The sequence below is a fragment of the Serratia sp. A07 genome (genome assembly GCF_058725505.1).
Window position 1 is genome coordinate 20,211 of sequence record NZ_JBZXDO010000015.1, and the last position, 24,548, is coordinate 44,758.

The 24,548-nt window shown below is 60.0% G+C and carries 26 protein-coding genes; 11 read left to right on the forward strand and 15 right to left on the reverse strand.

Annotation, left to right across the window (positions count from 1 at the left end; genetic code table 11):
• The first annotated feature begins 224 nt into the window (after positions 1 to 224).
• Positions 225 to 1,436: a sodium/glutamate symporter gene (gene gltS / locus AC4PR2_RS15785; RefSeq protein WP_038872558.1), complete on the forward strand. Its 1,212-nt coding sequence runs from the start codon at positions 225 to 227 to the stop codon at positions 1,434 to 1,436.
• 42 nt (positions 1,437 to 1,478) lie between these two features.
• Here the strand turns inward: gltS and recG are convergent, their stop codons facing one another.
• Genes recG through AC4PR2_RS15815 form a run of 6 tightly spaced genes read right to left on the reverse strand, consistent with a single transcriptional unit; the run spans position 1,479 to position 9,070 of the window.
• On the reverse strand, positions 1,479 to 3,560 hold the full coding sequence (gene recG, locus AC4PR2_RS15790) for an ATP-dependent DNA helicase RecG (RefSeq protein ID WP_060441442.1): 2,082 nt from the start codon (positions 3,558 to 3,560) through the stop codon (positions 1,479 to 1,481).
• A complete protein-coding gene (gene trmH, locus AC4PR2_RS15795) occupies positions 3,557 to 4,252 on the reverse strand; it encodes a tRNA (guanosine(18)-2'-O)-methyltransferase TrmH (RefSeq protein WP_197803974.1) in 696 nt (231 codons plus the stop codon). Before trmH ends, recG begins: the two co-directional genes overlap by 4 nt.
• Before the next feature lie 5 nt (positions 4,253 to 4,257).
• Positions 4,258 to 6,369 carry a bifunctional GTP diphosphokinase/guanosine-3',5'-bis pyrophosphate 3'-pyrophosphohydrolase gene (gene spoT, locus AC4PR2_RS15800; RefSeq protein WP_019452189.1) on the reverse strand — a complete coding sequence of 704 codons (2,112 nt, stop codon included), beginning with the start codon at positions 6,367 to 6,369 and terminating at the stop codon, positions 4,258 to 4,260.
• Positions 6,370 to 6,387: 18 nt separating this feature from the next.
• Positions 6,388 to 6,663 (reverse strand): DNA-directed RNA polymerase subunit omega, encoded by a 276-nt coding sequence (gene rpoZ / locus AC4PR2_RS15805; RefSeq protein WP_004931221.1) that lies wholly within the window; start codon positions 6,661 to 6,663, stop codon positions 6,388 to 6,390.
• A gap of 54 nt (positions 6,664 to 6,717) precedes the next feature.
• Positions 6,718 to 7,341 carry a guanylate kinase gene (gene gmk, locus AC4PR2_RS15810; protein ID WP_004931218.1) on the reverse strand — a complete coding sequence of 208 codons (624 nt, stop codon included), beginning with the start codon at positions 7,339 to 7,341 and terminating at the stop codon, positions 6,718 to 6,720.
• The gene (locus AC4PR2_RS15815) at positions 7,292 to 9,070 is read right to left on the reverse strand and encodes an MFS transporter (RefSeq protein WP_337046961.1); all 1,779 of its coding nucleotides are present in this window, start codon (positions 9,068 to 9,070) and stop codon (positions 7,292 to 7,294) included. Before AC4PR2_RS15815 ends, gmk begins: the two co-directional genes overlap by 50 nt.
• 115 nt (positions 9,071 to 9,185) lie before the next feature.
• Between AC4PR2_RS15815 and AC4PR2_RS15820 the strand changes: the two genes are divergently transcribed.
• Entirely contained in the window at positions 9,186 to 10,082 is an 897-nt protein-coding gene (locus AC4PR2_RS15820; protein ID WP_197803975.1) for a LysR substrate-binding domain-containing protein, read from the forward strand.
• On the opposite strand, the gene AC4PR2_RS15825 is transcribed toward AC4PR2_RS15820, so the two are convergent.
• Positions 10,076 to 10,693, reverse strand: coding sequence for a TRIC cation channel family protein (locus AC4PR2_RS15825; RefSeq protein ID WP_197803976.1), 618 nt, complete (start codon positions 10,691 to 10,693; stop codon positions 10,076 to 10,078). The genes AC4PR2_RS15820 and AC4PR2_RS15825 overlap by 7 nt on opposite strands.
• Before the next feature lie 253 nt (positions 10,694 to 10,946).
• On the opposite strand from AC4PR2_RS15825, the gene AC4PR2_RS15830 reads away from it, so the two are divergent.
• On the forward strand, positions 10,947 to 11,381 hold the full coding sequence (locus tag AC4PR2_RS15830) for a DUF3574 domain-containing protein (RefSeq protein WP_055317175.1): 435 nt from the start codon (positions 10,947 to 10,949) through the stop codon (positions 11,379 to 11,381).
• Positions 11,382 to 11,415: 34 nt separating this feature from the next.
• Here the strand turns inward: AC4PR2_RS15830 and AC4PR2_RS15835 are convergent, their stop codons facing one another.
• Positions 11,416 to 12,600: a NupC/NupG family nucleoside CNT transporter gene (locus AC4PR2_RS15835; RefSeq protein ID WP_004931212.1), complete on the reverse strand. Its 1,185-nt coding sequence runs from the start codon at positions 12,598 to 12,600 to the stop codon at positions 11,416 to 11,418.
• Positions 12,601 to 12,960: 360 nt separating this feature from the next.
• Between AC4PR2_RS15835 and AC4PR2_RS15840 the strand changes: the two genes are divergently transcribed.
• A complete protein-coding gene (locus AC4PR2_RS15840) occupies positions 12,961 to 13,350 on the forward strand; it encodes a hypothetical protein (RefSeq protein ID WP_197803977.1) in 390 nt (129 codons plus the stop codon).
• A gap of 55 nt (positions 13,351 to 13,405) precedes the next feature.
• Here the strand turns inward: AC4PR2_RS15840 and AC4PR2_RS15845 are convergent, their stop codons facing one another.
• Positions 13,406 to 14,269, reverse strand: a complete 864-nt coding sequence (locus AC4PR2_RS15845) for a YicC/YloC family endoribonuclease (protein WP_015379441.1) — start codon at positions 14,267 to 14,269, stop codon at positions 13,406 to 13,408.
• 126 nt (positions 14,270 to 14,395) lie between these two features.
• Here AC4PR2_RS15845 and rph point away from each other — a divergent pair, with 126 nt between their 5' ends.
• Positions 14,396 to 15,112: a ribonuclease PH gene (rph, locus tag AC4PR2_RS15850; protein ID WP_025160305.1), complete on the forward strand. Its 717-nt coding sequence runs from the start codon at positions 14,396 to 14,398 to the stop codon at positions 15,110 to 15,112.
• A gap of 96 nt (positions 15,113 to 15,208) precedes the next feature.
• A complete protein-coding gene (gene pyrE, locus AC4PR2_RS15855; protein WP_004931204.1) occupies positions 15,209 to 15,850 on the forward strand; it encodes an orotate phosphoribosyltransferase in 642 nt (213 codons plus the stop codon).
• 31 nt (positions 15,851 to 15,881) lie between these two features.
• Here the strand turns inward: pyrE and slmA are convergent, their stop codons facing one another.
• The 3 genes from slmA to coaBC all read right to left on the reverse strand — a co-directional run bounded on the left by slmA (position 15,882) and on the right by coaBC (position 18,383).
• The gene (gene slmA, locus AC4PR2_RS15860) at positions 15,882 to 16,478 is read right to left on the reverse strand and encodes a nucleoid occlusion factor SlmA (protein ID WP_004931203.1); all 597 of its coding nucleotides are present in this window, start codon (positions 16,476 to 16,478) and stop codon (positions 15,882 to 15,884) included.
• 251 nt (positions 16,479 to 16,729) lie between these two features.
• Positions 16,730 to 17,188, reverse strand: a complete 459-nt coding sequence (dut, locus tag AC4PR2_RS15865) for a dUTP diphosphatase (RefSeq protein ID WP_016929680.1) — start codon at positions 17,186 to 17,188, stop codon at positions 16,730 to 16,732.
• Complete coding sequence (coaBC, locus tag AC4PR2_RS15870) at positions 17,166 to 18,383, reverse strand: bifunctional phosphopantothenoylcysteine decarboxylase/phosphopantothenate--cysteine ligase CoaBC (RefSeq protein WP_049201884.1); 1,218 nt, start codon at positions 18,381 to 18,383, stop codon at positions 17,166 to 17,168. Before coaBC ends, dut begins: the two co-directional genes overlap by 23 nt.
• 183 nt (positions 18,384 to 18,566) lie before the next feature.
• Between coaBC and radC the strand changes: the two genes are divergently transcribed.
• The 4 genes from radC to mutM all read left to right on the forward strand — a co-directional run bounded on the left by radC (position 18,567) and on the right by mutM (position 20,825).
• Complete coding sequence (gene radC, locus AC4PR2_RS15875) at positions 18,567 to 19,250, forward strand: RadC family protein (protein WP_025304698.1); 684 nt, start codon at positions 18,567 to 18,569, stop codon at positions 19,248 to 19,250.
• Positions 19,251 to 19,512: 262 nt separating this feature from the next.
• Positions 19,513 to 19,749, forward strand: coding sequence for a 50S ribosomal protein L28 (gene rpmB, locus AC4PR2_RS15880; protein ID WP_004931195.1), 237 nt, complete (start codon positions 19,513 to 19,515; stop codon positions 19,747 to 19,749).
• A gap of 11 nt (positions 19,750 to 19,760) precedes the next feature.
• Positions 19,761 to 19,928, forward strand: a complete 168-nt coding sequence (gene rpmG / locus AC4PR2_RS15885; protein WP_002442576.1) for a 50S ribosomal protein L33 — start codon at positions 19,761 to 19,763, stop codon at positions 19,926 to 19,928.
• An 81-nt stretch (positions 19,929 to 20,009) separates the two neighbouring features.
• Positions 20,010 to 20,825 carry a bifunctional DNA-formamidopyrimidine glycosylase/DNA-(apurinic or apyrimidinic site) lyase gene (gene mutM / locus AC4PR2_RS15890; protein WP_004931185.1) on the forward strand — a complete coding sequence of 272 codons (816 nt, stop codon included), beginning with the start codon at positions 20,010 to 20,012 and terminating at the stop codon, positions 20,823 to 20,825.
• 3 nt (positions 20,826 to 20,828) lie between these two features.
• Here mutM and coaD read toward each other — a convergent pair whose 3' ends face one another.
• The 3 genes from coaD to waaA are packed head-to-tail and all read right to left on the reverse strand — an operon-like array spanning position 20,829 to position 23,369.
• Positions 20,829 to 21,314 (reverse strand): pantetheine-phosphate adenylyltransferase, encoded by a 486-nt coding sequence (coaD, locus tag AC4PR2_RS15895; RefSeq protein ID WP_004931181.1) that lies wholly within the window; start codon positions 21,312 to 21,314, stop codon positions 20,829 to 20,831.
• A 3-nt stretch (positions 21,315 to 21,317) separates the two neighbouring features.
• Complete coding sequence (locus tag AC4PR2_RS15900) at positions 21,318 to 22,091, reverse strand: glycosyltransferase family 2 protein (RefSeq protein WP_038872579.1); 774 nt, start codon at positions 22,089 to 22,091, stop codon at positions 21,318 to 21,320.
• Positions 22,092 to 23,369 carry a lipid IV(A) 3-deoxy-D-manno-octulosonic acid transferase gene (waaA, locus tag AC4PR2_RS15905; protein WP_025304695.1) on the reverse strand — a complete coding sequence of 426 codons (1,278 nt, stop codon included), beginning with the start codon at positions 23,367 to 23,369 and terminating at the stop codon, positions 22,092 to 22,094.
• A 125-nt stretch (positions 23,370 to 23,494) separates the two neighbouring features.
• Between waaA and AC4PR2_RS15910 the strand changes: the two genes are divergently transcribed.
• Complete coding sequence (locus AC4PR2_RS15910; RefSeq protein ID WP_049201837.1) at positions 23,495 to 24,508, forward strand: glycosyltransferase family 9 protein; 1,014 nt, start codon at positions 23,495 to 23,497, stop codon at positions 24,506 to 24,508.
• The last annotated feature ends 40 nt before the right edge of the window (positions 24,509 to 24,548 follow it).

Genomic DNA, 24,548 nt, shown 5'->3' on the forward strand with positions numbered 1-24,548 from the left:
ATACGGCAAAGCAGGCATTTTAATGCTCCGCCCCGCAAAAGCAAACGGTTGCGCGTAAATATTATGTTGCCGACTTTCTCGCTTATGTCGCATTTTCATTCATTTTTTCTTGTCATCTCAGCGTTTTTTACTTTTAATCCTGCACTCATCAAGTTTAAAAACTAAGTGGTTTTCTATAACTTATTATTTTTATTTGGATCTTTTCCCTTACATGGAGTACCTGGATGTTTCATCTTGATACTTATGGCACGTTAGTCGCGGCGACGCTGGTTTTGCTCCTCGGGGGCAAGTGCGTCAGAACCATTCCTCTGCTGCGAAAATATACCATTCCTGCTCCCGTCGCCGGCGGTTTGCTGGTGGCTCTCCTGCTGTTAGCCCTGAAAAAGCTCGTCAACTGGGAAATCAGTTTTGACATGTCGCTGAAGGACCCGCTGATGCTGGCCTTCTTCGCCACCATCGGCCTGAACGCCAACCTGGCGCGTTTGCGCGCCGGCGGCAAGGTGCTGGTGGTGTTCCTGTTCGTGGTGCTGGGGTTGCTTATCGTGCAGAACGCCATCGGCATCGGGATGGCGAAAATGCTGGGGCTGGATCCGCTGATGGGCCTGATCGCCGGGTCGATCACTCTGTCGGGCGGGCATGGTACCGGGGCGGCCTGGAGCAAGCTGTTCATCGAGCGCTACGGTTTTGAAAACGCGACGGAAGTCGCCATGGCCTGCGCCACCTTCGGGCTGGTGCTGGGCGGCCTGATCGGCGGCCCGGTGGCGCGCTATCTGGTCAAGCACTCTTCCACGCCGGAAGGCACCCCGGAAGACAGCGTGCAGCCGAGCGGCTTCGAGAAGCCGGAAAGCGGCCGCCTGATCACTTCGCTGGTGATGATCGAAACCATCGCCATGATCGCCATCTGTCTAAGCCTGGGGCAGCTGATTGCCGGCCTGCTGAGCGGCACGGTGTTTGAACTGCCGAACTTCGTTTGCGTGCTGTTCGTCGGGGTGATCCTCAGCAACACGTTGGCCTTCACCGGTTTTTATACCGTGTTCGAGCGGGCGGTATCGGTGCTGGGCAACGTCAGCCTGTCGCTGTTCCTGGCGATGGCACTGATGAGCCTGCGCCTGTGGGAGCTGGCCTCGCTGGCGCTGCCGATGCTGGCGATCCTGGCGGTGCAGACGCTGGTCATGGCGCTGTACGCGATCTTCGTTACCTACCGGGTGATGGGTAAAAACTACGACGCGGCGGTGCTGGCTGCCGGCCACTGCGGCTTCGGCATGGGCGCCACGCCGACGGCGATCGCCAACATGCAGGCGATCACCGATCGCTTCGGCCCGTCGCACGTGGCGTTTTTGGTAGTACCGATGGTGGGGGCGTTCTTTATCGATATCGCCAATGCCATCGTCATCAAGCTGTATCTGCTGCTGCCGGTGTTCCCGGCGGTGGGGTGATATCGCGAGTCATAATGAAAAGGGCGCCTGCGGCGCCCTTTTTTATGCGTTGGAGTAGCGTGCCTTCTCCGGCAGCCAGCGTTCTATCAGCGCCTGGGCGTGCTCCGGATAGTGCTGATGGAGATGGCGAGCGACGCGCTGCACTTCGGGGATCATCGCCTGGTCGCGCAGCAGGTCCGCCACCTTGAATTCGGCGCTACCGGTCTGGCGGGTGCCCAGCAGCTCGCCCGGGCCGCGGATCTCCAGATCGCGCTGCGCGATGACGAAGCCGTCGTTGCTGTCACGCAGCACCTGCAGGCGCGTTTGCGCAGTCTTGCTCAGCGGCGTTTTGTACAGCAGCACGCAGTGTGAGGCCACGGCGCCGCGTCCTACGCGGCCGCGCAACTGGTGCAGCTGCGCCAGGCCCAGCCGCTCCGGGTTTTCGATGATCATCAGGCTGGCGTTCGGCACGTCGACGCCGACTTCGATCACCGTAGTGGCGACCAACAGCTGCAGCTCGCCCTGTTTAAACGCCTGCATCACCGCCTGCTTTTCCTGCGCTTTCATGCGGCCGTGCACCAGCGCCACCTTCAGCTCCGGCAGCGCGGTTTTCAATTCTTCCCAGGTGGCTTCCGCCGCCTGCGCTTCCAGCAGTTCGGACTCTTCGATCAGCGTGCACACCCAGTAAGCCTGCCGCCCCTCTTCCAGACAGGCGCTCTTCACCCGTTGAATGATGTCGGCGCGGCGGGTATCGGGAATGGCGACGGTGGTCACCGGCGTGCGGCCCGGCGGCAGCTCGTCGATGACCGAGGTATCGAGATCGGCATAGGCGGTCATCGCCAGCGTGCGTGGGATCGGCGTGGCGGTCATGATCAGCTGATGGGCGTGGAAGCCCTGTTCTTCGCCTTTCTCCCACAGCGCCAGCCGCTGATGCACCCCGAAGCGGTGCTGCTCATCGATGATCACCAGCGCCAGGCCGTTAAATTGCACCTGCTCCTGGAAGATGGCGTGGGTGCCGACCACCATCGACACCTGACCGCTGGCGATGGCCTCCTGCTGCGCGATGCGCGCCTTGCCTTTCTGTTTGCCGGCCAGCCAGCCGACCTCCAGCCCCAGCGGTTCGAACCACTGGCGGAAATTGTTGGCGTGCTGCTCGGCCAGCAGCTCGGTCGGCGCCATCAGCGCCACCTGCTTGCCGTGCGCGATAGCGCGCAGCGCCGCCAGCGCCGCCACCAGCGTTTTGCCGGAGCCGACGTCGCCCTGCACCAGTCGCATCATCGGGAAGTCTTTTTGCATATCGGCTTCGATGTCGGCCACCACGCGCGTTTGCGCGCCGGTCGGCGAGAACGGCAGCTGGGCGAGAAAACGGTTTTTCAGCCGATCGTCTGGCAGCAGCGGCTGCGCCTGGTAACTCTGGGCGCCGGCGCGCACCGCCAGCATGCTGAGGTTATGCGCCAGCAGCTCTTCGAGGATCAGGCGTTTTTGCGCCGGGTGTTTGCCCAGCTCCAGATCCGCCAGCTGGATGTCCGGCGGCGGGCGATGCAGGGTGTGCAGCGCCTGCGGCAGGCTCATCAGGCCGCCGCTCAGCTCCGACGGCAGCAGTTCGGCGATGGCGCAGGTATCCAGCAGCTCCAGCGCCTGATCGGTCAGCTTGCGCAGCGTGGCTTGCCGCACCCCTTCGGTGGTGGGGTAGACCGGCGTCAGCGACTCCTGCAGCTCGACTTCGCTGGCTTCGCCCTGAATGCGGTATTCCGGATGGATGATCTCCGCGCCGTGGTTGCCGCGTTTGATCTCGCCGTAGGCGGTCACGCGGCGGCCGGTGGCCAGGCTGTTCTTCATCGCGGCGTTGAAGTTGAAGAACCGCATGGTGAGGATGCCGGTACCGTCGCTGATCTGGCAGGTCAGCATGCGGCGGCGGCCGAAGCTGATGTCGCTGCGCAGCACTTCCCCTTCTACCGTGGCGTAGATGCCCGGCAGCAGATCGTTGATCGGGTAGAGGCGAGTGCGGTCTTCGTAGCGCAGCGGCAGGTGCAGCAGCAGATCCTGAATGGTCTCGAGGCCAAGCTTGGCCAGTTTGCCCGCCTGGCTGGCGCCAACCCCGGAAAGCGTGGTGAGTGGGACAGCATCCAGCAGGCGGCCTTTCATTTGCGCACCGTCGCCTGCATGGCCGCCCACCATTCGGCGCTGGCGATCACCTGGCCCTGCTCGTCAATCTGCGGGCGTGGCAGCCCTTTGCGCTTGGCCACGTTGGCCAGCACCGGGTAGCCACCTTCGAACAGCAGACGCTGCTGCTCTTCTTCATCCAGCATGCTGTTGTCGCGGCGATACAGGCCGGCGTTCTGCCGCTGGCGCTGCGCTTCATACAGGATCAGTGCCGAGGCCACGGAGACGTTGAGCGATTGCACCATGCCGATCATCGGAATGACGATGTCCTGATCGGCCAGCGCCAGCGCTTCTTCGGTGATGCCGGTTTTTTCCTGGCCGAGCAGCACGCAGGTGGGCCGGGTGTAATCCACCTCGCGGAAATCGACCGCGCGCGCAGACAGATTGGTGGCCAGAATTTGCATGCCCTGCGCTTTCAGGTGACCGACCGCGTCGCCGATGGAGCGATGGGTTTTGACGCTGACCCAGCTGTTGCTGCCGGCGGCGGAGGAAACCAGGGTGCGCATGCGGGTGGTGGGCCACACGGCGTGGATCTGATGCACGCCGACGGCGTCGGCGGTGCGGATAATGGCGGAGACGTTATGCGGTTTGTGCACTTGCTCCAGGCAGACCGTCAAATCCGGCTGCCGGGTCGCGAGCATTTCACAAATCCGCGCATAGCGTTCAGGACTCATAAGCGCTAGTTTCGGTTGCGGTTAACTTTGATCACATCCGGCATGATACGGATTTTACGCATGATGTTTGCCAGATGGATGCGATCGCGGGTGGTCAAGCGGATAAAGGCGCTATAAACCCGACCGTCTTTCTCTTCGGTGTTCAGGCTCTGAATATTGGACTCGGCTGCGTTGATCGCCGCCGTCAGGTTGGCCAGCGCGCCCTGGTGGTTGAACATGTCCACCTTGATCTCGGCGATGAACTCCTGCTCGGTCTCTTTATCCCACTCGACCGCCATGAACTTCTCAGGCTCTTTCTGATAGCCGCGAATATTGCGGCAGGATTCATGGTGGATCACCAGCCCTTTGCCCGGGCTGACGTGAGCGATAATCGGGTCGCCCGGAATCGGACGGCAGCACTTGGCGAAGGTGATCAACACCCCGTCGGCGCCCTTGATGGCCAGGTTACGCACGCCGGAGGAAGCGCCCAGGCTGGACTGATCGCCCTGCAGGTTCTTCGCCACCACCACGCTCATGGCGTTGCCGAGGCCGATTTCCGCCAGCAGATCGTCCAGCGTCGCCAGCTTCATGCGGTCCAGCTCGTGCTGAATGTTTTCCTGCGGGATTTCGGCCAGCTTGCGGCTGCCGCCCAACGCGTGGTTGAGCAGACGGCGGCCGAGGCCAACGGAGTCGTCGCGCTTGAGATTCTTCAGCATCTGGCGAATTTTGGCGCGCGCTTTCGAGCTGACTACGAAGTTCAGCCAGGCGGCGTTGGGCCGTGCGCCCGGTGCGGTGATGATCTCGACGGTCTGGCCGCTGGTCAGCGACTGCGACAGCGGGTATGGCTGACGATCGACGCGCGCGCCGACGCAGGCATGGCCGATATCGGTATGCACCGCATAGGCGAAATCGACCGGCGTGGCGCCGGCGGGCAGCTCGACGATGCGGCCTTCCGGGGTGAAAACGTAAATCTCATCCGGGAACAGATCGGATTTGACGCTCTCGATAAATTCAAACGAACTGCCGGCGCTTTGCTGCAGCTCCAGCAGGCTTTGCATCCAGCGCTGGGCGCGGATCTGCGCCGTGGTGCCGGTTTCGCCCTGTTCTCTTTCCTTGTAAGCCCAGTGCGCGGCCACCCCCATCTCAGCCATCTGATCCATGTCTTCGGTGCGGATCTGCACTTCGACCGGCACGCCGTGCGGGCCGATCAGCGAGGTATGCAGCGATTGATAGCCGTTGGCCTTGGGAATGGCGATGTAATCTTTCACTCGCCCCGGGCGTGGTTTGTACAGGCTGTGCACCTGGCCGAGCACGCGGTAGCAGGTATCGACCTCTTTCACGATCACCCGGAACGCGTAGATATCCATGATGGAATGGAAACGCTGTTCTTTGAGGTGCATCTTGAGGTAGATGGAGTAGAGGTGTTTTTCCCGCCCGCTGACGCGGCAGGCGATGCCGGCTTCGGTCAGCCGCCCTTCGATCTCGGAGAGGATTTTTTGAATCATCTCTTTGCGGTTGCCGCGCGCGGCTTTCACCACTTCCTTGATCACGCGATAGCGGTTCGGGTACAGCGCCTCGAAGCCCAGCTCTTCCAGCTCGGTCTTCAGGTGATGAATACCCAGACGGTGGGCGAGCGGGCTGTAGATTTCCAGGGTTTCACGCGCGATGCGCCGGCGTTTGTCGGGGCGCAGCGAACCGAGGGTGCGCATGTTGTGCGTACGGTCGGCCAGCTTGATCAGCACGACGCGGATATCCTGCACCATCGCCATGATCATCTTGCGGAAGTTTTCCGCCTGCGCTTCTTTCTTGTCCTGGAACTTCAGCTTGTCGAGCTTGGAGACGCCCTCAACCAGTTCGGCGACGCTCTTGCCGAACAGCTGTTCCATATCTTGATAGGTGGCTGGGGTGTCTTCGATGACGTCGTGCAGCAATGCCGCCATCAGCGTCTCGTGATCGAGACGCATTTCCGCCAGAATGCAGGCCACGGCGACCGGGTGAGTAATGTAAGGCTCACCGCTGGAGCGTGTCTGGCCCTCGTGCGCGTCGCGCGCGACGAGGTATGCCTGTTTGAGGCGCTTAATCTGCTCCTCGGGCAGGTAACGTTGAATCAGCAGATTCAGGCTTTCAAACAGGTACAAGGCGGACTCGCAGTCTAATTAACGACGACCTTCAGCAATCGCGGTAACCGCTTGAATCTCTGCGGCTTCCTGCTCTTGCTGTTCCTGGCGCTCACGCACGTCGAGGATCTGGCTGGTGATCAGGCCTTCTTCGATTTCGCGCAGGGCGATAACGGTGTACTTGTCGTTCTCTTCCGGAACCAGTGCATCTTTGCCGCCGGTCTGGATCTGACGCGCCCGACGAGCAGCGACCAACACCAGGTCAAAACGGTTACCAATTTTCTCTACAGCGTCTTGAACAGTTACGCGTGCCATATTTGTGCTACTCCACAGGTGACGAAAAGACTGGGCATGATACTGAAACTGCCTTCAGTCTGCCAATAGTTTGCTGATTAAAGCGTCATGCCGCAGCAACTGGCGGCCCAAACGCAGGCGTTCGGCGCGAATGATGGTCTTCAGATCGGACAGCGCCAGATCGAAATCATCGTTCACAATCAGGTAATCGTACTCCGCATAATGCGTCATTTCCGCCACGGCCTGAGCCATGCGCTTGGCGATTACCTCTTCGGAATCCTGCCCGCGCCCGCGCAGGCGGCGGCCCAGTTCTTCCTTCGACGGCGGCAGAATGAAGATGCTGCGCGCCTGCGGCATTTTGGCGCGGATTTGCTGCGCGCCCTGCCAGTCGATATCCAGAAACACGTCTACGCCGGTCGCCAACACTTGTTCGATGGCGGCGCGCGAGGTGCCGTAATAGTTGCCGAACACTTCGGCGTGCTCAAGAAACGCGTCCTGCTCGATCATCCGGCGGAATTCGTCTTTCGAGACGAAGAAATAGTGTTCGCCGTGATTTTCACCCGGGCGGCTGTCGCGCGTGGTGTGCGAAACCGAAACCTGCGTGTCGTACAGCGGTTGCGTCTTTAACAAAGCCTGAATCAGACTTGATTTACCTGCGCCACTGGGAGCAGAGACAATATAAAGCGTGCCTTGAGCCATGATGATGTTCGTTGATAACGGTTGATATGCCAATAACAGCGGATGTGTATTTTCTCCGCACAGTATACACGGCTAACGCGCCGGGTGCAGCGTTAGCTCGCATTTTGCCCGCCGCTTTGCGCGGAAAAAGCGGCGAATGAGCGAATTTGCGCGTCGAAGGGCAACATTTCAGCTGTTTTGGCCTCGGCGGCGAGGCCATGTCAGATTGCGGCGCGTCGGTAATGCGTGGGGCGGACGAAGGGGTTTCCCGTGCGGGGTGGCGGAGAAAGAGAAAGATAATGACGGCGGACGCCAGCGTCGTCAGGGCGAGTAGGTACAGCAGATTCTGGAAAGCCAGTTCGTAGGCGTGCTTCAGCCGTGCGGCGTCCGCATTGAGCAGGGCGGTCGCCCGCGGCATATCCCCCATGGCCAGGGCGTGCGCGCCGGCGGCGTTTGCGGTTGGGGGAGCGAGATGGCGCCCAACCAACAAGGCCAACAGGGCACCGACGATCGCCAATGCAATGCCTTCCCCCGCGACGCGAACGGTGCTGAAAATGCCGGTCGCCATGCCCGCTCGCTCTCGTGGCACGACGCTGACGGCTAAACCGTCCATCAATCCCCAGGGCAAGCTGATGCCGCAACCGATGGTCAGCATCGGCAGCAGTAACCGCGCGAGCGATTGCCCCGGCGCATAGTACGCCAGCCATGCCAGCCCGGCGGCGCAAATCAACAAGCCTAGGCTGGAAACGGCGCCGGCGGAAAAGCGGTGAGCGAATGCCCCGGTCAGCAGCGGCAGCGCCAGCATTGGTGCGGACAACGTCAGCATCATCATGCCGGTTTCCACGGTGCCGTAACCCTCGATGCCGATAAATCGGAGGGGAAGCAGCACCAGCAACACCACGTACGAATAGGCCGGCGCTGCCGCCAACAGCTGTACGCCGACAAAGCGCGGGTAGCGAAACAGCGACAGATCGAGCATCGGCCGAGCGGTGCGGCGTTCAATCAGGATAAAAGCCAGCATAAACAGCAGCGCGCCGGTCAGCGGCCTAATGACTTGCGCGCTGCTCCAGCCGCTGTCGGGCGCCAGCAGCACGGCGTAAGTCAACAGCGACAGCGCCAGCGTAAAGACGATGGCGCCGGGCCAATCGAGGCGAGAGGCGGCGGGATCGCGCGATTCGGGCATATCGCGCTGGCCGCTGAACAACGCAATGGCGCTGAGCAGCGCCAGGCAGAGAAAAAGCGCGCGCCAGCCGAAGAGCTGCGTCAGCGTGCCGGCCAGCAGCGGACCGAATGCCAGCCCGATGCCGAACGTGGTGCCCAGTAGGCTGAAGGCCTTGCTTCTCTCCGGCCCGTTAAATACCTGGGCCAGGCTTGCGGTTCCGCCGGCCAGTGCGGCCGCGGCGGAGATGCCTTGCAGCGCGCGTATCGCGTCGAAGGACATAATGTCTTGCGCCGCGCTCATGAGCAGAGCGCTGAGCGCGAGCGCCGCCAATCCACAGATAAACACGCGCTTGCGGCCAAAACGATCGGCGAGCGCTCCGGCGAGCATCAGGCTGCAACCGAAGGTCAGCATAAACGCGTTGGTGACCCAACTGAGCGCGACCAGTCCGCCGCCCAAATCTTTGGCGATTGCGGTGAGCGCGACTGCGGGGCCGGTAAAGCTCAGCGGCATGATCAGGCCCGCGAGACACACGGAAAAGAGTATGAGCCAGCGCTGCGGGGGCACATTCCGGGATGGATGAGCGTTCATGGGCGATTCCTGATGCGGTGGTTTCGATGGGTATGGATGATAAATAAGACTGAATAGGTTAAAAATAAGGCTGAATTCCACACTTTCAGGACAAAAACGCTCTAATGGGGGCCATATGGAAAGTTTGAGCGGGCTGCTGGCGTTTGTTCGCGCTGCCGAATCGTGCAGCTTTGTCGCTGCTGGGGAGCGATTGGGGGTGTCGGCCTCGGCGGTGGGTAAAAGCGTGGCGCGGCTGGAGGCGTCGTTGGGCGTTAGGCTGTTCAACCGCAGCACCCGGCGCATCAATTTGACGGAGGAAGGGGCGCTATTTTACGAACGCTGCCGGCGTATTGTTAGTGACATCGAGAACGCTGAAGCCGAGATGGCACGTATTTCAGAGGCGCCGCGCGGCAAGCTGCGCGTCAGCATGCCCGCCATCGGTTACCGCATGCTGGTGCCGCTGTTGGCTGATTTTACCGCGCGTTATCCTGAGATTGAGTTGGATGTGGACTTCAACGATCGCATCGCGGATCTGATCGCCGAGGGCGTTGATGTGGCGGTTCGCGGCGGAGAGCTGGCTGATTCCCGCCTGATGGCGCGGCGTCTTGGACCGTTTCGCCAGGTTTTGGTCGGCGCGCCGGACTACTTCCGCCGGCGCGGAACGCCGTTGAAACCGGCGGATCTGCTCGAGCATGCTTGTTTGCGTTATCGCTTCCCGGGCGGGCAGCAGTTGCAGGCGTGGCGGCTGAGCGCCGACGATGAGGCGTTGTCGTTAAGGTTGCCGGTGACGATGAGTTTCAGCGGTGTTGAGGCGCTAATCCATGCGGCGCAGCAGGGATTGGGCATCGCCTACCTGCCGGATTTCACTTTGAGCCAGGCCCTGCGCAGCGGGCAGCTGACGGCGGTGCTGCAAGACAGCACGCCCGAGCGCGGCGCGTTTTCTGCCGTGTGGCCCTCTAACCGGCACATGTTGCCGAAAGTCCGGGTGTTCGTGGATTATCTGGCGCGGTACATGCTGCCGGACGATCAGTGATCCGGATGCTGGTAGTTGAACACCGGCAGGCCGAGGCGGAAGCGCAGGGCGAGCAGGCGCGCGCTCAGGCCGGCGACCAGCGTGAGGATCACCACCAGATTGTGCGGCAGGCTGAGGTGCTGCAGGCCGATATACAGCCAGGCGGCGCTGAAGGAGATGCCGGCGTAGATCTCTTTCTGGAAAACCAGCGGGATACGGTTGCAGAACATATCGCGCAGCACCCCGCCGAAGACGCCGGTGATCACCGCGGCGATGGCGGCGATAATCGCGCTGTGCCCCATATCCAGCGCCACCTGCGCGCCGATGATGGAGAAGACGATCAGGCCGACGGCGTCGAGCACCAGGAACAGGCGGCGCAGATGGCGCATCAGGGGGGCCACCCAGGTGGTGACGATCGCCGCTATCGCGACGATGACGATGTATTCCGGGTGTTTGACCCAGCCCAATGGAAAATGCCCGAGCAGCATATCGCGCACCGACCCGCCGCCGATCGCCGTGACCGAAGCGATGATGATCACGCCGAACATGTCCATTTGGCGGCGGCCGGCCGCCAGCGCGCCGGTCATGGCTTCGGCGGTGATGCCGATGATATAAAGGATGCTCAGTAACATAAGGGATTCACAGCGTACTTGCGTCAGAATGATGGCCGGCAGGGTAATCGCCGCCGATGGCGCGCGCCACTGAGTTTTTTTCACCGATGGTGTTTCGGATTAATTTAGCTAATCCAAACTCCGTTTTTATTGCCGATAACCAGCCTTTTTTAACATCTGGCTGTTGATGAAAGCATTAGAAATTTCGCGCTGGTTTCCATCGCTGACTATGCTTTTTGCAGCTAATCCTTCAACCGAGAAACCGAGACTGCAGATGAAAAACTCCCCGAAACTGGCCGCCGGCGCCGTGGTGGCCGCCCTGCTGCTGAGCGGCTGCGTGGCGCCAGGCCATCAGGCTGTGTCGCCCGCTCCGGCTTGCCACACCGGCGATCCGATGATGCAAACAACGCTCTACTTCGGCCTGAATCGCCCGGCGGGGCCGGCGATCACCGCCGCCGAGTGGCAAACCTTCGTCGACAGCCAGGTGACGCCGCGTTTTAAAGACGGGCTGACGGTCTTTGATGCCAAAGGGCAGTGGCTGGGCCACGACGGCAAGCTGGCGCGCGAGAACAGCAAGGCGCTGCTGTTGATCCATGCGCCGGGCAAAGAGAGCGAGGCGAATATCGAGGCGCTGCGCAGCGGCTATAAGCAGCAGTTTGCGCAGGATTCGGTGATGCGGGTGGATGCGCCGGTGTGCGTGGCGTTTTAAAGCGAACTCCCGGCCATGCGGCCGGGAGTGGGGATTACAGCACCAGGCCGGCGATGGCCGCTGACAGCAGGCTCACCAGCGTCGAGCCATAAACCAGCTTCAGGCCAAAACGGGAAACTACGTTGCCTTGCTGCTCGTTCAGCCCCTTGATGGCGCCGGCGACGATGCCGATGGAGGCGAAGTTGGCGAACGACACCAGGAACACCGACAGAATACCTAGCCCGCGCGGCGACAGCTCCGCCGCGATTTTCTTCAGCTCAATCATCGCCACGAATTCGTTGGCCACCAGCTTGGTCGCCATGATGCTGCCCGCCTTCAGGGCCTCCTCCGCCGGGATGCCGATCAGCCAGGCCAGCGGATAGAACACATAGCCGAGGATCTGCTGGAAGCTGATGCCGAGCACCGCGGAGAACAGCGCATTGACGGCGGAGATCAGCGCGATAAAGCCGATCAGCATCGCCGCGATGATCATCGCAATCTTGAAGCCGGCCAGAATGTACTCGCCCAACATTTCGAAGAAGCTCTGATCTTCATGCAGTTTGTTCAGCTTCAGCTCCGGCTCGTCTTCGACCTGATACGGGTTGATGATCGACAGAATGATGAAGGTGCTGAACATATTAAGGATCAATGCCGCCACCACGTACTGCGCGTCGATCATCGACATGTAGGCGCCGACGATGGAGAGCGATACCGTCGACATGGCGGTCGCGGCCATGGTGTACATGCGGCGCGGCGAGATATCGCCGATGATGCCTTTATAGGCGATGAAGTTCTCCGACTGCCCCAGCACCAGCGTGCTGACGGCGTTGAACGACTCCAGCTTGCCCATGCCGTTGACCTTGGATAGCAGGGTGCCGACCAGGCGGATGATCAGCGGCAGGATGCGGAAATGCTGCAAAATGCCGATCAGGGCGGAAATAAAGATGATAGGGCACAAAACGCCGAGGAAGATGAACGCCAGGCCATCCTTGCTCATGCCGCCGAACACGAACTCCGATCCTTGGGCGGCGTAGGCGAGCAGGGTGTCGAAGAAGCCGGCGACGTGTTTGATCACGCTGAGCCCGCTGGCGGAGTGCAGGAAGAAATAGGCCAGCGCGCCTTCGATCACCAGCAGCTGGATGATATAGCGCAGGCGGATTTTCTTGCGATTATTGCTGACCAGCAGCGCCAGGGCGATGATCACCACCAGAGCCATAATAAATTGCAGAATTTGTGGCATAAACGGTCCGTACGGTTCACGGGCAGAGAAAAAACACATTTAGCCACAGCATCGACGTCCTTTCATTACCTTGCGTGATAATTAGAACAAAATACTTATGGCATGCGGGATATCTTGCCAAATGTCATCCACACGCGCTGTCCGGCAGTTTTTCATAAGCTTCCCGGTGAGTCGGTTCCCCAGGGGCCTGCCGGCTCGCAACCTGATGCAATCACTGTCACTCGCGTGCAAACGCCTGGAATCTGGCTCGCAACTGGTGCTTTTTCATGGCGTAAAGCGTGGTTTTCTCGAGGGAGGCAAAGAAAAATGCCTGAACAAGGCGCCACGACCGGCGCATCTTCTCGGATAAGGAGGCGAACAATGAATACCGGCACGTTGCTCAGGGCGCTGGCCAACGGGGTTAATCCCGACACCGGTGAGCTGTTGAGACCGGCTTCGGCGGCCTGCGCGCCGGAGGCTATCCGCCTGCTGTTCGCGTTGGCCAACGAGTTCGACGGTGAAGCCGAACTGCAGAAAAAAGCCCGGCTGACGCCGGAGGAGAAGCGGCAGAAGAATCTGGCCGAGGGGCGGCCGGCCAATGCCTACTTCCCTTGGCCGGAAGAGGAAAAGCTGCGGCTGCGCGAGAGCCATGTGGCCGGGGCGACGCTGGAAGCGCTGAGCGATGAGTTTGAACGCTCAACCTGGAGCATTGCGGTGCAGCTGCAGAAAATGGGGCTGATCGGTGAGGAACAGGCGGCCGCCTATCGCTGATCTGCAGCCATAAAAAAGCCCGCTTGGCGCGGGCTTGATGGCGTGCGGGGCAGGATCACTCGATGTTCTGGATCTGCTCGCGCATTTGCTCGATCAGCACTTTCAGCTCGATGGCGGAAGCGGTGACGTCGGCATTGATCGACTTGGAGGCCAGGGTGTTCGATTCGCGGTTGAACTCCTGCATCATGAAGTCGAGGCGGCGGCCGACGGCTTCTTTCTTCTTCAGGATGTTGTGCGTCTCTTTCACGTGCGCTTCCAGACGATCCAGCTCTTCGGCGACGTCGATGCGCTGCGCCATCAGCACCAGCTCCTGCTCCAGGCGGGTGTTTTCCAGCTGTACCTGCGCCTCTTCCAACTTGCTGACCAGGCGTTCGCGCTGCCATTGCAGGATGTTCGGCATCTGGGCGCGCACTTTGACCACTTCGGCGCTGACGCCGTCGAGGCGTTGTTCGATCAGCGTTTTCAGCGCGGCGCCTTCGCTTTCGCGTGCGACGATGAAGTCATCCAGCGCGCCGTCCAGCGCCTGCATCAGCTCGGCGCTGATGGCGTCCAGATCCTGCTCCTGCGCGGACATCACGCCCGGCCAGCGCAGCACGTCGATCGGGTTGATTTCCCCTTCGTCGCTCTGCATTTTCACCCAGTTGGCGGCTTCAACCAGCTGTTTGGCCAGTTTTTCGTTCAGGATCAGCGAGCTTTGCGCGCTTGGATCCAGTTCGAAACGCAGGTTGCATTCGACTTTGCCGCGGGTCAGGCGGCCACGGATACGTTCACGGATCACCGGCTCCAAGCTGCGGAATTGTTCCGGCAGGCGGATGTAGGTTTCTAAGTAGCGCTGGTTAACGGAACGCAGCTCCCAGGCTGCGCTGCCCCATTCACCCTTGATTTCACGCCGGGCGTAGGCGGTCATGCTGCGGATCATTGATGCGTACCCGTAATAGGAAAAGATGGGGCGATTATAGCGTCGCGGCTGCGGGCAGGATAGGCATTACGTCACGAAGCCCGTATAATGCGCAGCCAATAGTTGATTTGAAGCCGGAGAGAGCCCATGCGTCCTGCAGGCAGAGCACCACAGCAAGTTCGCCCCCTGACACTGACCCGTCACTATACCAAACACGCTGAAGGTTCAGTGCTGGTTGAGTTTGGCGATACCAAAGTCTTGTGCACCGCCACGGTAGAAGAGGGCGTTCCGCGCTTCCTGAAAGGCCAGGGGCAGGGTTGGATCACCGCCGAGTACGGTATGCTGCCGCGCTCCACCCACAGCCGCAATGCCCGTGAAGCCGCCAAAGGCAAGCAGGGTGGCCGCACGCTGGAGATCCAGCGCCTGATCGCGCGCTCGCTGCGCGCCGCGGTGGATCTGAAAAAGCTCGGTGAATTCACCATCACCCTCGACTGCGACGTACTGCAGGCCGACGGCGGTACCCGCACCGCCTCCATCTCCGGCGCCTGCGTGGCGCTGGCCGATGCGCTGAACACGCTGGTGGCCAACGGCAAGCTGAAAGCCAACCCGATGAAGGGCATGGTGGCGGCGGTTTCCGTCGGCATCGTCAATGGCGAAGCGCTGTGCGATCTGGAGTATGTGGAGGATTCCGCGGCGGAAACCGACATGAACGTAGTGATGATGGAAGATGGCCGCATGATTGAAGTGCAGGGTACCGCCGAAGGCGAGCCGTTCAGCCACGATGAGCTGTTGGCGCTATTGGCGCTGGCCCGAGGGGGCATCGAAACCATCTTCCAGGCGCAGAAAGCGGCGCTGGCGGACTGATTTTTTAAGGCGACTCAGAAGTCGCCTTTTTTATGCCCGGCGATCGGGCGGCAGTAATGACAAGACCCAAGCAGATTCAGACGAGGAGAAGCAGTAATGAAAGCCTATCAGCGCCAGTTTATCGAGTTCGCGCTTAACAAGCAGGTATTGAAATTCGGCGAGTTCACCCTGAAGTCCGGCCGCACCAGCCCGTATTTCTTCAATGCCGGCCTGTTTAATACCGGGCGCGATCTTGCGCTGTTGGGGCGCTTCTACGCCGAAGCCCTGATGGACTCCGGCATCGATTTCGACCTGCTGTTTGGCCCGGCCTATAAAGGCATTCCTATTGCCACCACCACGGCGGTGGCGTTGGCGGAACACCATGAGCGCGACGTGCCTTACTGCTTCAACCGCAAGGAAGCCAAGACCCACGGCGAAGGCGGTTCGCTGGTAGGCAGCCCGCTGCAGGGGCGCGTGATGTTGGTAGACGATGTGATCACCGCCGGCACCGCGATCCGCGAGTCGATGGAAATCATCGGCGCCAGCGGCGCTTCGCTGGCGGGCGTGCTGATCTCCCTCGACCGTCAGGAACGCGGCCGCGCGGATATCTCCGCCATTCAGGAAGTGGAACGCGACTATCACTGCAAGGTGATTTCAATCGTGACGCTGAAGGACCTGATTGCCTATCTGGAAGAGAAACCGGAAATGGCGGACCACCTGGCGGCGGTGCGCGCTTACCGCGAGCAGTACGGGGTGTAAGTAAAAACGCCGGGCATGCCCGGCGTTATCTTTATTGCAGCTGGGCCGCCAACAGCGGCCAGCGGGCGTCAAATTCCTGCGTTGGGCGATAGCGGAATTCCGAACGCACATAGCGCGACAACATGCCTTCGCAGAAGGCCAGCAGCTGGCTCGCCAGCAGCGTTTCATCGACGATAAAGCCTTTTCCTTCGCGCAATTTACGCTCTTTCAACACCTGGCGCAGCTGCGCCTCGATGCGTTCGAACAGCTGGTTGATGCGGCCCTGCAGGCGATCCTGTTCAAACATCAGCGCGTGGCCGGTCATGATGCGCGTCAGCCCCGGGTTGCGTTCCGCAAAGCCCAGAATCAGCAGTAAAATCAGGCGCAGACGATTAAACGTCTCTTTCTCGTCCTGCAAGATCAGGTTGATGCGGGTGATCAGGCTGTCTTCGATAAACTCGATCAGGCTGTCGAACATCCGTGTCTTGCTGGGGAAATGCCGATACAGCGCAGCTTCAGAAACACCCACGTTCGCGGCGAGCTTGGCGGTGGTGATGCGTTGGCTGCCGTCGCTGGACTCCAGCATCTGGGCTAACGCCTGCAATATTTCCTCGCGCCGATTCCTTTTCGTCTTTTCTTTTTCTGCCATGTCTGATTAGACCCTTGCTAAAACTTAACTGACGGAAACCCGCGCACCGGCCGCTGCAGAGCAGGCTCTGTGCGGCTTATGTGATAGCTTTTTTACGATGCTGGGGTCAGCGGCCTTAACGGCCTTTTTCCGCGCTGCCTGGTGTGCGCTGCAATTGTCGCGGTAAAACCTTGCCGCAGAGACATCCTTCTCCCCGGAAAGGCAAGGTTCAGGCGACGTTTCCCTGCCGGCCATCGTGCATTGGGTGGCGCTTAGTGGCGCCCCGAGTGGCCGAAGCCGCCTTCGCCGCGCTCGCTGCTGTCGAACTCTTCCACCAGGTTGAATTCGGCCTGCACCACCGGCACGAAGACCATCTGCGCGATACGTTCGCCCGGCTCGATGGTGAAGTGTTTCTGGCCGCGGTTCCAAACGGACACCATCAGCTGGCCCTGATAATCGGAGTCGATCAGGCCGACCAGGTTGCCCAGCACGACGCCGTGCTTGTGGCCCAGGCCGGAGCGCGGCAGGATCACCGCCGCCAGGCCGGCGTCGGCGATGTGGATCGCGAGGCCGGTAGGCAACAGCGTGGTTTCACCCGGCGCCAGCTCCACCGCGCTGTCCAGGCAGGCGCGCAGGTCGAGACCGGCGGAGCCCGGCGTGGCGTAGGTCGGTAGCGGGAAATCCTGACCGATGCGCGGGTCGAGGATCTTAACGTCGATTTTTTTCATCATAACGGCTGACTATCTCGTCTATTAAACGTTGGCCAAGGAGTGCCTTGTCGCTCAGCGCCAGGCGCTTTTCTCCATCCTGCCAAAAAAGATGCAGGGCATTGGTGTCGCTGTTGAACCCGTGCTCTGCAAGCGATACATCGTTAGCGCAAATCAAATCCAGCTTCTTACGCGCCAGTTTTTGCCGCGCGTATTCTTCCACATTCTGGGTTTCGGCGGCAAACCCCACGACAAACGGTCGATTTTTGGTCATCGCCGCCACGCCGGCGACGATATCGGGGTTTTTTACCATCTTGAGGACGATTTCATCACCCTGTTTTTTTATTTTTTCATCGGCGATCTGCTCGGGGCGGTAGTCGGCCACGGCGGCGCAGGAGATGAAAATCTGCTGCTGCGCGGCGCGCTGTTGCACCGCCTGCTCCATCTCCAGCGCACTGGTGACGTCCACTCGGGTGACCGATGGCGGCGTCGGCAGGCTGACCGGCCCGGCGATCAGCGTCACCTGCGCGCCGCGGGCGGCGGCGGCGCGGGCAATGGCGAAGCCCATTTTGCCGGAGCTGTGATTGCTGATGAAACGTACCGGATCCAGCGCCTCACGCGTCGGGCCGGCGGTGATCATAACCTGTAAATGTTGCAGATCCTGCGGGGCGGAGAAATGCGCGTTCGCCAGGTCGACGATGTCCAGCGGATCCAGCATGCGGCCCGGGCCGACGTCGCCACAGGCCTGGCTGCCGCTGTCCGGCCCCCAGAGCAGCATGCCGCGCGCCTGCAGCGTTTGCAGGTTGGCCTGCGTGGCGGCGGCGCGATACATCTGCTGGTTCATGGCCGGGGCGGCGGCGATAGGGGCGTCGGTCGCCAGGCAGACGGTGGTCAGCAGATCGTTGGCCATGCCGGCGGCGACGCGCGCCAGCAGATCGGCGGTCGCCGGCGCCAGAATCACCAGATCCGCCCACTTGCCGAGCTCAATGTGGCCCATGGCGGCTTCGGCGGCGGGATCCAACAGATCGTCGGACACTGGGTAGCCGGAAACGGCCTGCAGCGTCAGTGGCGTAATGAACGCCTTGGCGGCGTGGGTCATCACCACGCGCACTTCTGCGCCCCTGTCGCGCAGGCGGCGCACCAGCTCTGGGCATTTGTAGGCGGCGATGCCGCCGCTGATGCCAAGCACAATATGTTTGCCGGAAAGTCCCGTCATCATCATTGTCCGATTGAAAGCCGAAAGATGCGCCATTTTAGCATATCCGCCGTTCAGATGAGCGATTCCGCAATGGCTGCAGGGCGTTACATTGTGCTTTGCGAAACACTTCGCAATGTTATCAAACACCTGTCGAACGCGCCGGGCAGCACATGGCATGCTGTAGCCCTTTCAGGGAGGAACACGATGAGCAACCCGATTGTGGCGTGCTGGCCGGGCGCGCTGGCGCCGCGTGAAAAGCTGTTGATGCAGGGGGCGGCGGCGCTGTCCGACGCAGAACTGTTGGCCATTTTCTTGCGTACCGGGCTGCCCGGCGTGCACGTGATGCAGCTGGCGGAGCAGCTGCTGCGCCGGTTCGGCTCGCTTTATCACCTGATGTCGGCCGATCATCAGGCTTTTTGCAGCCAAAAAGGCCTGGGGGACGCCAGCTATACGCAGCTGCAGGCGATTGCCGAGCTGGCGCTGCGCTTCTTTTCCAGCCATTTGTCGCAGGAAAACGCCATGCTCAATCCGCGCGTCACCCAGCATTATCTGCAAAGCCTGCTGGCGCATCGCGAGCGAGAGGTCTTTTTGGTATTGTTTTTAGACAATCAGCACCGGGTTATTCGCCATCAGGAGATGTTTGCTGGTACCATCAGCAGCGTCGTCGTCTACCCGAGAGAAATTGTGCGCGAAGCGTTGAAGGCTAATGCCGCCGCGCTGATTCTCGCGCATAATCACCCTTCGGGTAAGGCTGAACCCAGTCATGCCGACCGTTTGATAACGGAACAGGTGGTGAAAGCCTGTCAGTTATTGGAGATCCGAGTGCTTGATCATTTGGTGATCGGTCGGGGTGAATGCGTCTCTTTTGCCGAGCGCGGATGGCTTTAAGCGATTTTTTCGCGATCCTTGTGGGATCTTTAGCTGTTCGGGACTTGAGCACTTACGCTTCAGAGCGTATACTACGCCACCTTTGAGAATCTTGGGTTTGGCGCAAGAGCCTATCTCAGCAGGTTTCTGACCTGATGTGTGGTTTCTACCTGATGACGAGAGTCTCCTCAGTATGAAGTTTGCTGAGATGGGCTCTAAAAGCCTGACGAGGCGGCCATACCCTATACGAAGCTCGAGCTGATTTGATTTTTGGAGAATAGACATGTCCCGAGTCTGCCAAGTTACTGGCAAGCGCCCGGTGAGCGGTAACAACCGTTCCCACGCAATGAACGCGACCAAACGCCGTTTTCTGCCTAACCTGCACTCACACCGTTTTTGGGTTGAGGCTGAGAAGCGCTTTGTAACTCTGCGTGTATCTGCTAAAGGTATGCGTGTTATCGATAAGAAGGGTATTGAGACGGTTCTGGCCGATCTGCGTGCCCGTGGTGAGAAGTATTAAGGAACTGAATCATGGCTAAAGGTGTTCGCGAGAAGATCAAGCTGGTTTCTTCTGCTGGTACTGGTCACTTCTATACCACCACGAAGAACAAGCGTACTAAGCCGGAAAAATTGGAACTGAAGAAATTCGATCCAGTTGTCCGTCAGCACGTAGTATACAAAGAAGCTAAAATTAAATAATTTTAGTGGATTAATGAAAAACCCGGCCTTGGCCGGGTTTTTTGTTTTATAAAGGGTAGAAAACGTCGGAGGGGAAGCCAGATGCCTGAATTACCGGAAGTTGAGACGAGCAGACGCGGTATAGAGCCTTATCTTGTCGGCCACAGCATTCAGTATGCGGTGGTGCGCAACGCGCGCCTGCGCTGGCCGGTTTCCGAGCAGATCCTGACGCTGAGCGATCGGCCGGTGCTCAGCGTGCAGCGCCGGGCTAAATACCTGCTGATCGAGCTGGAGAACGGTTGGATTATCGTGCACCTGGGCATGTCGGGCAGCTTGCGCATGCTGCGCGAGGAAAACGAAGATGAAGCCGGCAAACACGACCACGTCGATCTGGTGATCAGCAACGGCATGATCCTGCGCTATACCGATCCGCGCCGTTTCGGCGCCTGGCTGTGGTGCGAAGATTTGGCGACCAGCAGCGTGTTGGCGCACCTGGGGCCGGAACCGCTGAGCGAAGCATTCAACGGCGACTACCTGTATGAAAAATCACGCAATAAGCGCACGTTGATTAAACCGTGGCTGATGGATAACAAGCTGGTGGTCGGGGTCGGCAATATTTACGCCAGCGAATCGCTGTTCAGCGCCGGGATCTTGCCCGATCGTCCGGCGGGATCCTTGAGCAAAGCCGAAGCGGAACTGCTGGTGAAGACCATCAAGGCGGTGTTGCAGCGCTCTATCGAGCAGGGCGGCACGACATTGCGCGACTTTTTGCAGTCGGACGGCAAACCGGGGTATTTCGCACAGGAGCTGCAGGTTTACGGGCGGGCGGGAGAACCGTGCCGCGCGTGCGGCACGCCGATCGAATCCGCCAAGCACGGGCAGCGCAGCACCTTCTTTTGCCGCCGCTGCCAGCGCTGAGCATTACTCGGCGGCGAGCTTCGCCATCAGTGCCTGGGTGACCACGTCAGGCAGGAAAGGCGCGATATCGCCGCCGTGACGGGCGACCTCCTTCACCAGTGAGGAGGAGATGAACGACCACTCTTCGGAAGGCATCAGGAACACGCTTTCCAGCGTCGGCATCAAATGGCGGTTCATGTTCGCCAGCTGCAATTCGTATTCAAAGTCAGACACCGCACGCAGGCCGCGCACCAGGATATTGGCATTTTGGTGAGCGGCGAAGTGCGCCATCAGCTCGCTGAAGCCCAGCACTTCCACATTGTCCAGATGCGAGGTGACCTGCGTCGCCAACGCCACGCGTTCATCCAGGCTGAACAGCGGCTTTTTGCTCGGGCTGGCGGCGATGGCCAGAATCACGTGATCGAACATCAGTGACGCGCGCGTCACTAAATCCAGGTGGCCGTTGGTCATGGGATCGAAGGTCCCGGGATAGATGGCTTTGCTGGTCATGATTCACTTCTCTGAGTAGTTGCGGCCCAATGCCCATAATGCGGCATATTTATTGAAGGTATATTGCGCGTTGACCACCGCTAACAGCAACCCTTGTTTGCCATCCAGGAAGCCGGCGCGCAGCAGCCAGGTTTTGACGAAGGCGCCGAGCGTGTGGGTCAGGATGGACAGGTAGCCGCAGCGCTTGCCGGCCCGGTGGCGCTGCGTGGCCCACTCTTCGGCGTAGCGCAGCTGTTTGCGCTGGAAGGCGAAGAAGTCGCGGCAGGTCAGGTGCAGCATATCGCCGCTGAGGGGGATCACTTTGGCGCCGCCGATGTTCAGCGATTCGTGCACCAGATCGTCGTTATAACGATAGCGTTGGTTGGCGTACAGGCGGTTGACGCGGTCGGGATACCAGCCGCTGTGGCGCATGAAGCGGCCTAGAAACAGGTTGCGCCGCGCACAGCTGTAGACGGCGCCGTCGTCCGGCGCATTCAACACCCGCTCGATGGATTGCCGCAGCTCGGGCGTGACGCGTTCGTCGGCGTCGATCATCAAAACGTAGTCATGGCTGGCATAGCTTTGCGCCAGCTGACGCTGCTTGCCGAACCCTTGCCAGTCGGTGTGCGTGAAGACTTTGGCGCCCAGGCCTTCGGCGACGGCGACGCTGTCGTCCTCGCTGCCGGAGTCCAGCACGATGATTTCATCGGCCCATTCGACCGAACGCAGACAGTCCGGCAACAGCCCGGCTTCGTTTTTGGCGATCATCACCACCGACAGGCTTTTGCGGCTGCTCATTCAGTGACTCCGGGGCGGCAGGTGCGGTTCCAGCAGCTGCAGCAGGCGCTGCAACGCTCCCTGATTCTGATACAACACTTCCACCGCATGGCGGCCGTAGTAGCGCCGGTAGTCTTCGTCGGTCAGCAGGGTTTCCACTTCCTTCACCAGCGAATCCACGTCGGTCACGGTGATCAGGCCTTCGGCCTGCGAGAGCTTGGCGCAGATGTCTTTGAAGTTGAAGGTATGCGGGCCCATCAGCACCGGGATGGCGTGCGCGGCGGCTTCCAGCGGGTTGTGCCCGCCGCGTTCCACCAGACTGCCGCCGACAAAGGCCAGATCGGCGATGCCGTACAGCAGCATCAGCTCGCCCATGGTATCGCCGATCACCACCTGGGTGCTGCCGGACGGGATTTCGCCGCTGCTGCGCAGGGTGTAGCTGAAGCCGGCCTTCTGCACCAGCTCTTTGGCGGTCGGGAAGCGTTCCGGGTGACGCGGCACCAGGATCAGCAGCAGGTCGGGGTGTTTTTCCAGCAGTTTGCGGTGTGCTTCCAGCAGGATGGTTTCTTCACCGTCATGGGTGCTGGTAGCGATCCACACCGGGCGGCGCGGCGCCCATTGGCGACGCAGCGTAACGGCGCGGGCGGCCAGTTCCGGGGTGACGGAGATATCGAACTTCAGGCTGCCGGTTACGGCCAGCTGCGAGCGCTTCAGGCCCAGTTCGATAAACCGATCGCCGTCTTCCTGGTTCTGTGCGGCGATCAGCGTAATGCGGCGCAGCATATCGCGCATGAACCCGCCAATTTTCTTATAGCCGGCGGCGGAGCGGGCCGACAGACGCGCATTGGCGATCACCAGGGGGATCTGCCGCTGATGCAGCGCGTTAATCAGGTTAGGCCACAGCTCGGTTTCCATGATGATCACCAGCTTGGGATTCACCTGGTCGAGGAAGCGGTTCATGGAACCGGGCAGATCGTAGGGTAGATAGACATGATGTACGTCTTTGCCGAAAGCGGACTGGACGCGTTCTGAACCTGTTGGGGTCATTGTGGTCACAGTTATCGGCAAAGCGGGGTAACGGTGGCGCAGTGCCCGTACCAACGGGATGGCCGCCAGCGTTTCGCCGACGGAGACGGAATGCAGCATGATGCCGCCTGGCACGACTTTCCCGGCGCAGAAGCCATAGCGTTCCGCCCAGCGTTTACGGTAGGCTGGAGCTTTGCGGCTGCGCAGCAATAAGCGGAGCCAGATCAGGGGTTGGATGAGGTAGAGTAGTACCTGATATAAACGCAGCAACATTCTATCAATTTCATTTATATGGGTTATTCGGAATAGTACCATAACTGGAAGGGAAAGGCGCTAATTTGGTAACCTTGGGTGTCAGTTTCAGACAACCGGCGAGCGATTTCGCCGACAGGCTCGGAATGAAGAATATTTTAATTATTCGCCGCGACAACATCGGCGATCTTGTTTGCACCACGCCTCTGATTGAAGGGGTGAAAATTGCCTATCCGGACGCTAAAGTTTATCTGCTGATCAATAAAGTCAGCCAGGACGTTGTTAAAAACAATCCTCATCTCGAGAAAGTCTTTGTCTATAAAAAGGCCAAGCACAAGGCGAAAAATGAAACGACGTTGGGCGTTTATTTCGAACGCTTGATGATCTTCCTGAAGCTGCGAAAAATAAAGTTCGATGCGGTCATTCTGGCCAACCCGGTGCCTTGCAAATACAGCCTGCGTTTAGCGAAAATGGCCGGCGCCACCCATATCATCGGCGCCGATTTGGGCACGAAAGATATTCATCGCCCGTTCCGCAAGGACGATTTCCACGGTCAACATCAGGTCGAACATACCTACAGCTATTTATCGGCGATAACCGACCAATCCATTCCGATCCCGCCGGTGCGGGTGTTTCTGACGCCTGAAGAGCGGCAATTGGCGGCGCAACGGCTACAGGAGCGTCTGCCGCCGGTCGAACGCGTATGCGCCGTGCACATCAGCAGCCGCAGCCCGAAAAGGCGTTGGCCGGTTGAACGCTATGCCGAAATCATCAACCGTCTGGTTGCCGATCCCCATACCGGCGTGCTGATCTTCTGGTCGCCGCAGGGCACGCTGGCGCCGGACGACATCGGTGACCAGCAGCGCGCCGAACAGCTGTTGGCGCTGTGCCAAAACGAACGCGTCGCGCTTTACCCGACGGCCTCGGTGCGCGAGCTGTTGGGCGGGTTCGATTTATGCGACCGGGTGCTGTGCAGCGACGGTGGGCAGATGCATCTTGCCGCCGCGCTGAATAAGGACATGGTGGTGTTCTTTGGCGATACCGATAAAGCCTCCTGGCATCCATGGACCGGCCGCCATCATATTTTGCAGAGTGAGTCGGGGCACTGTGAAGATGTTTCTGTCGATGAGGTTTGGCAGAAAATGCAGGCGCTCAGCTAACGAATAAAATAAGGCAGGTATCCCCTGCCTTATTTATTTC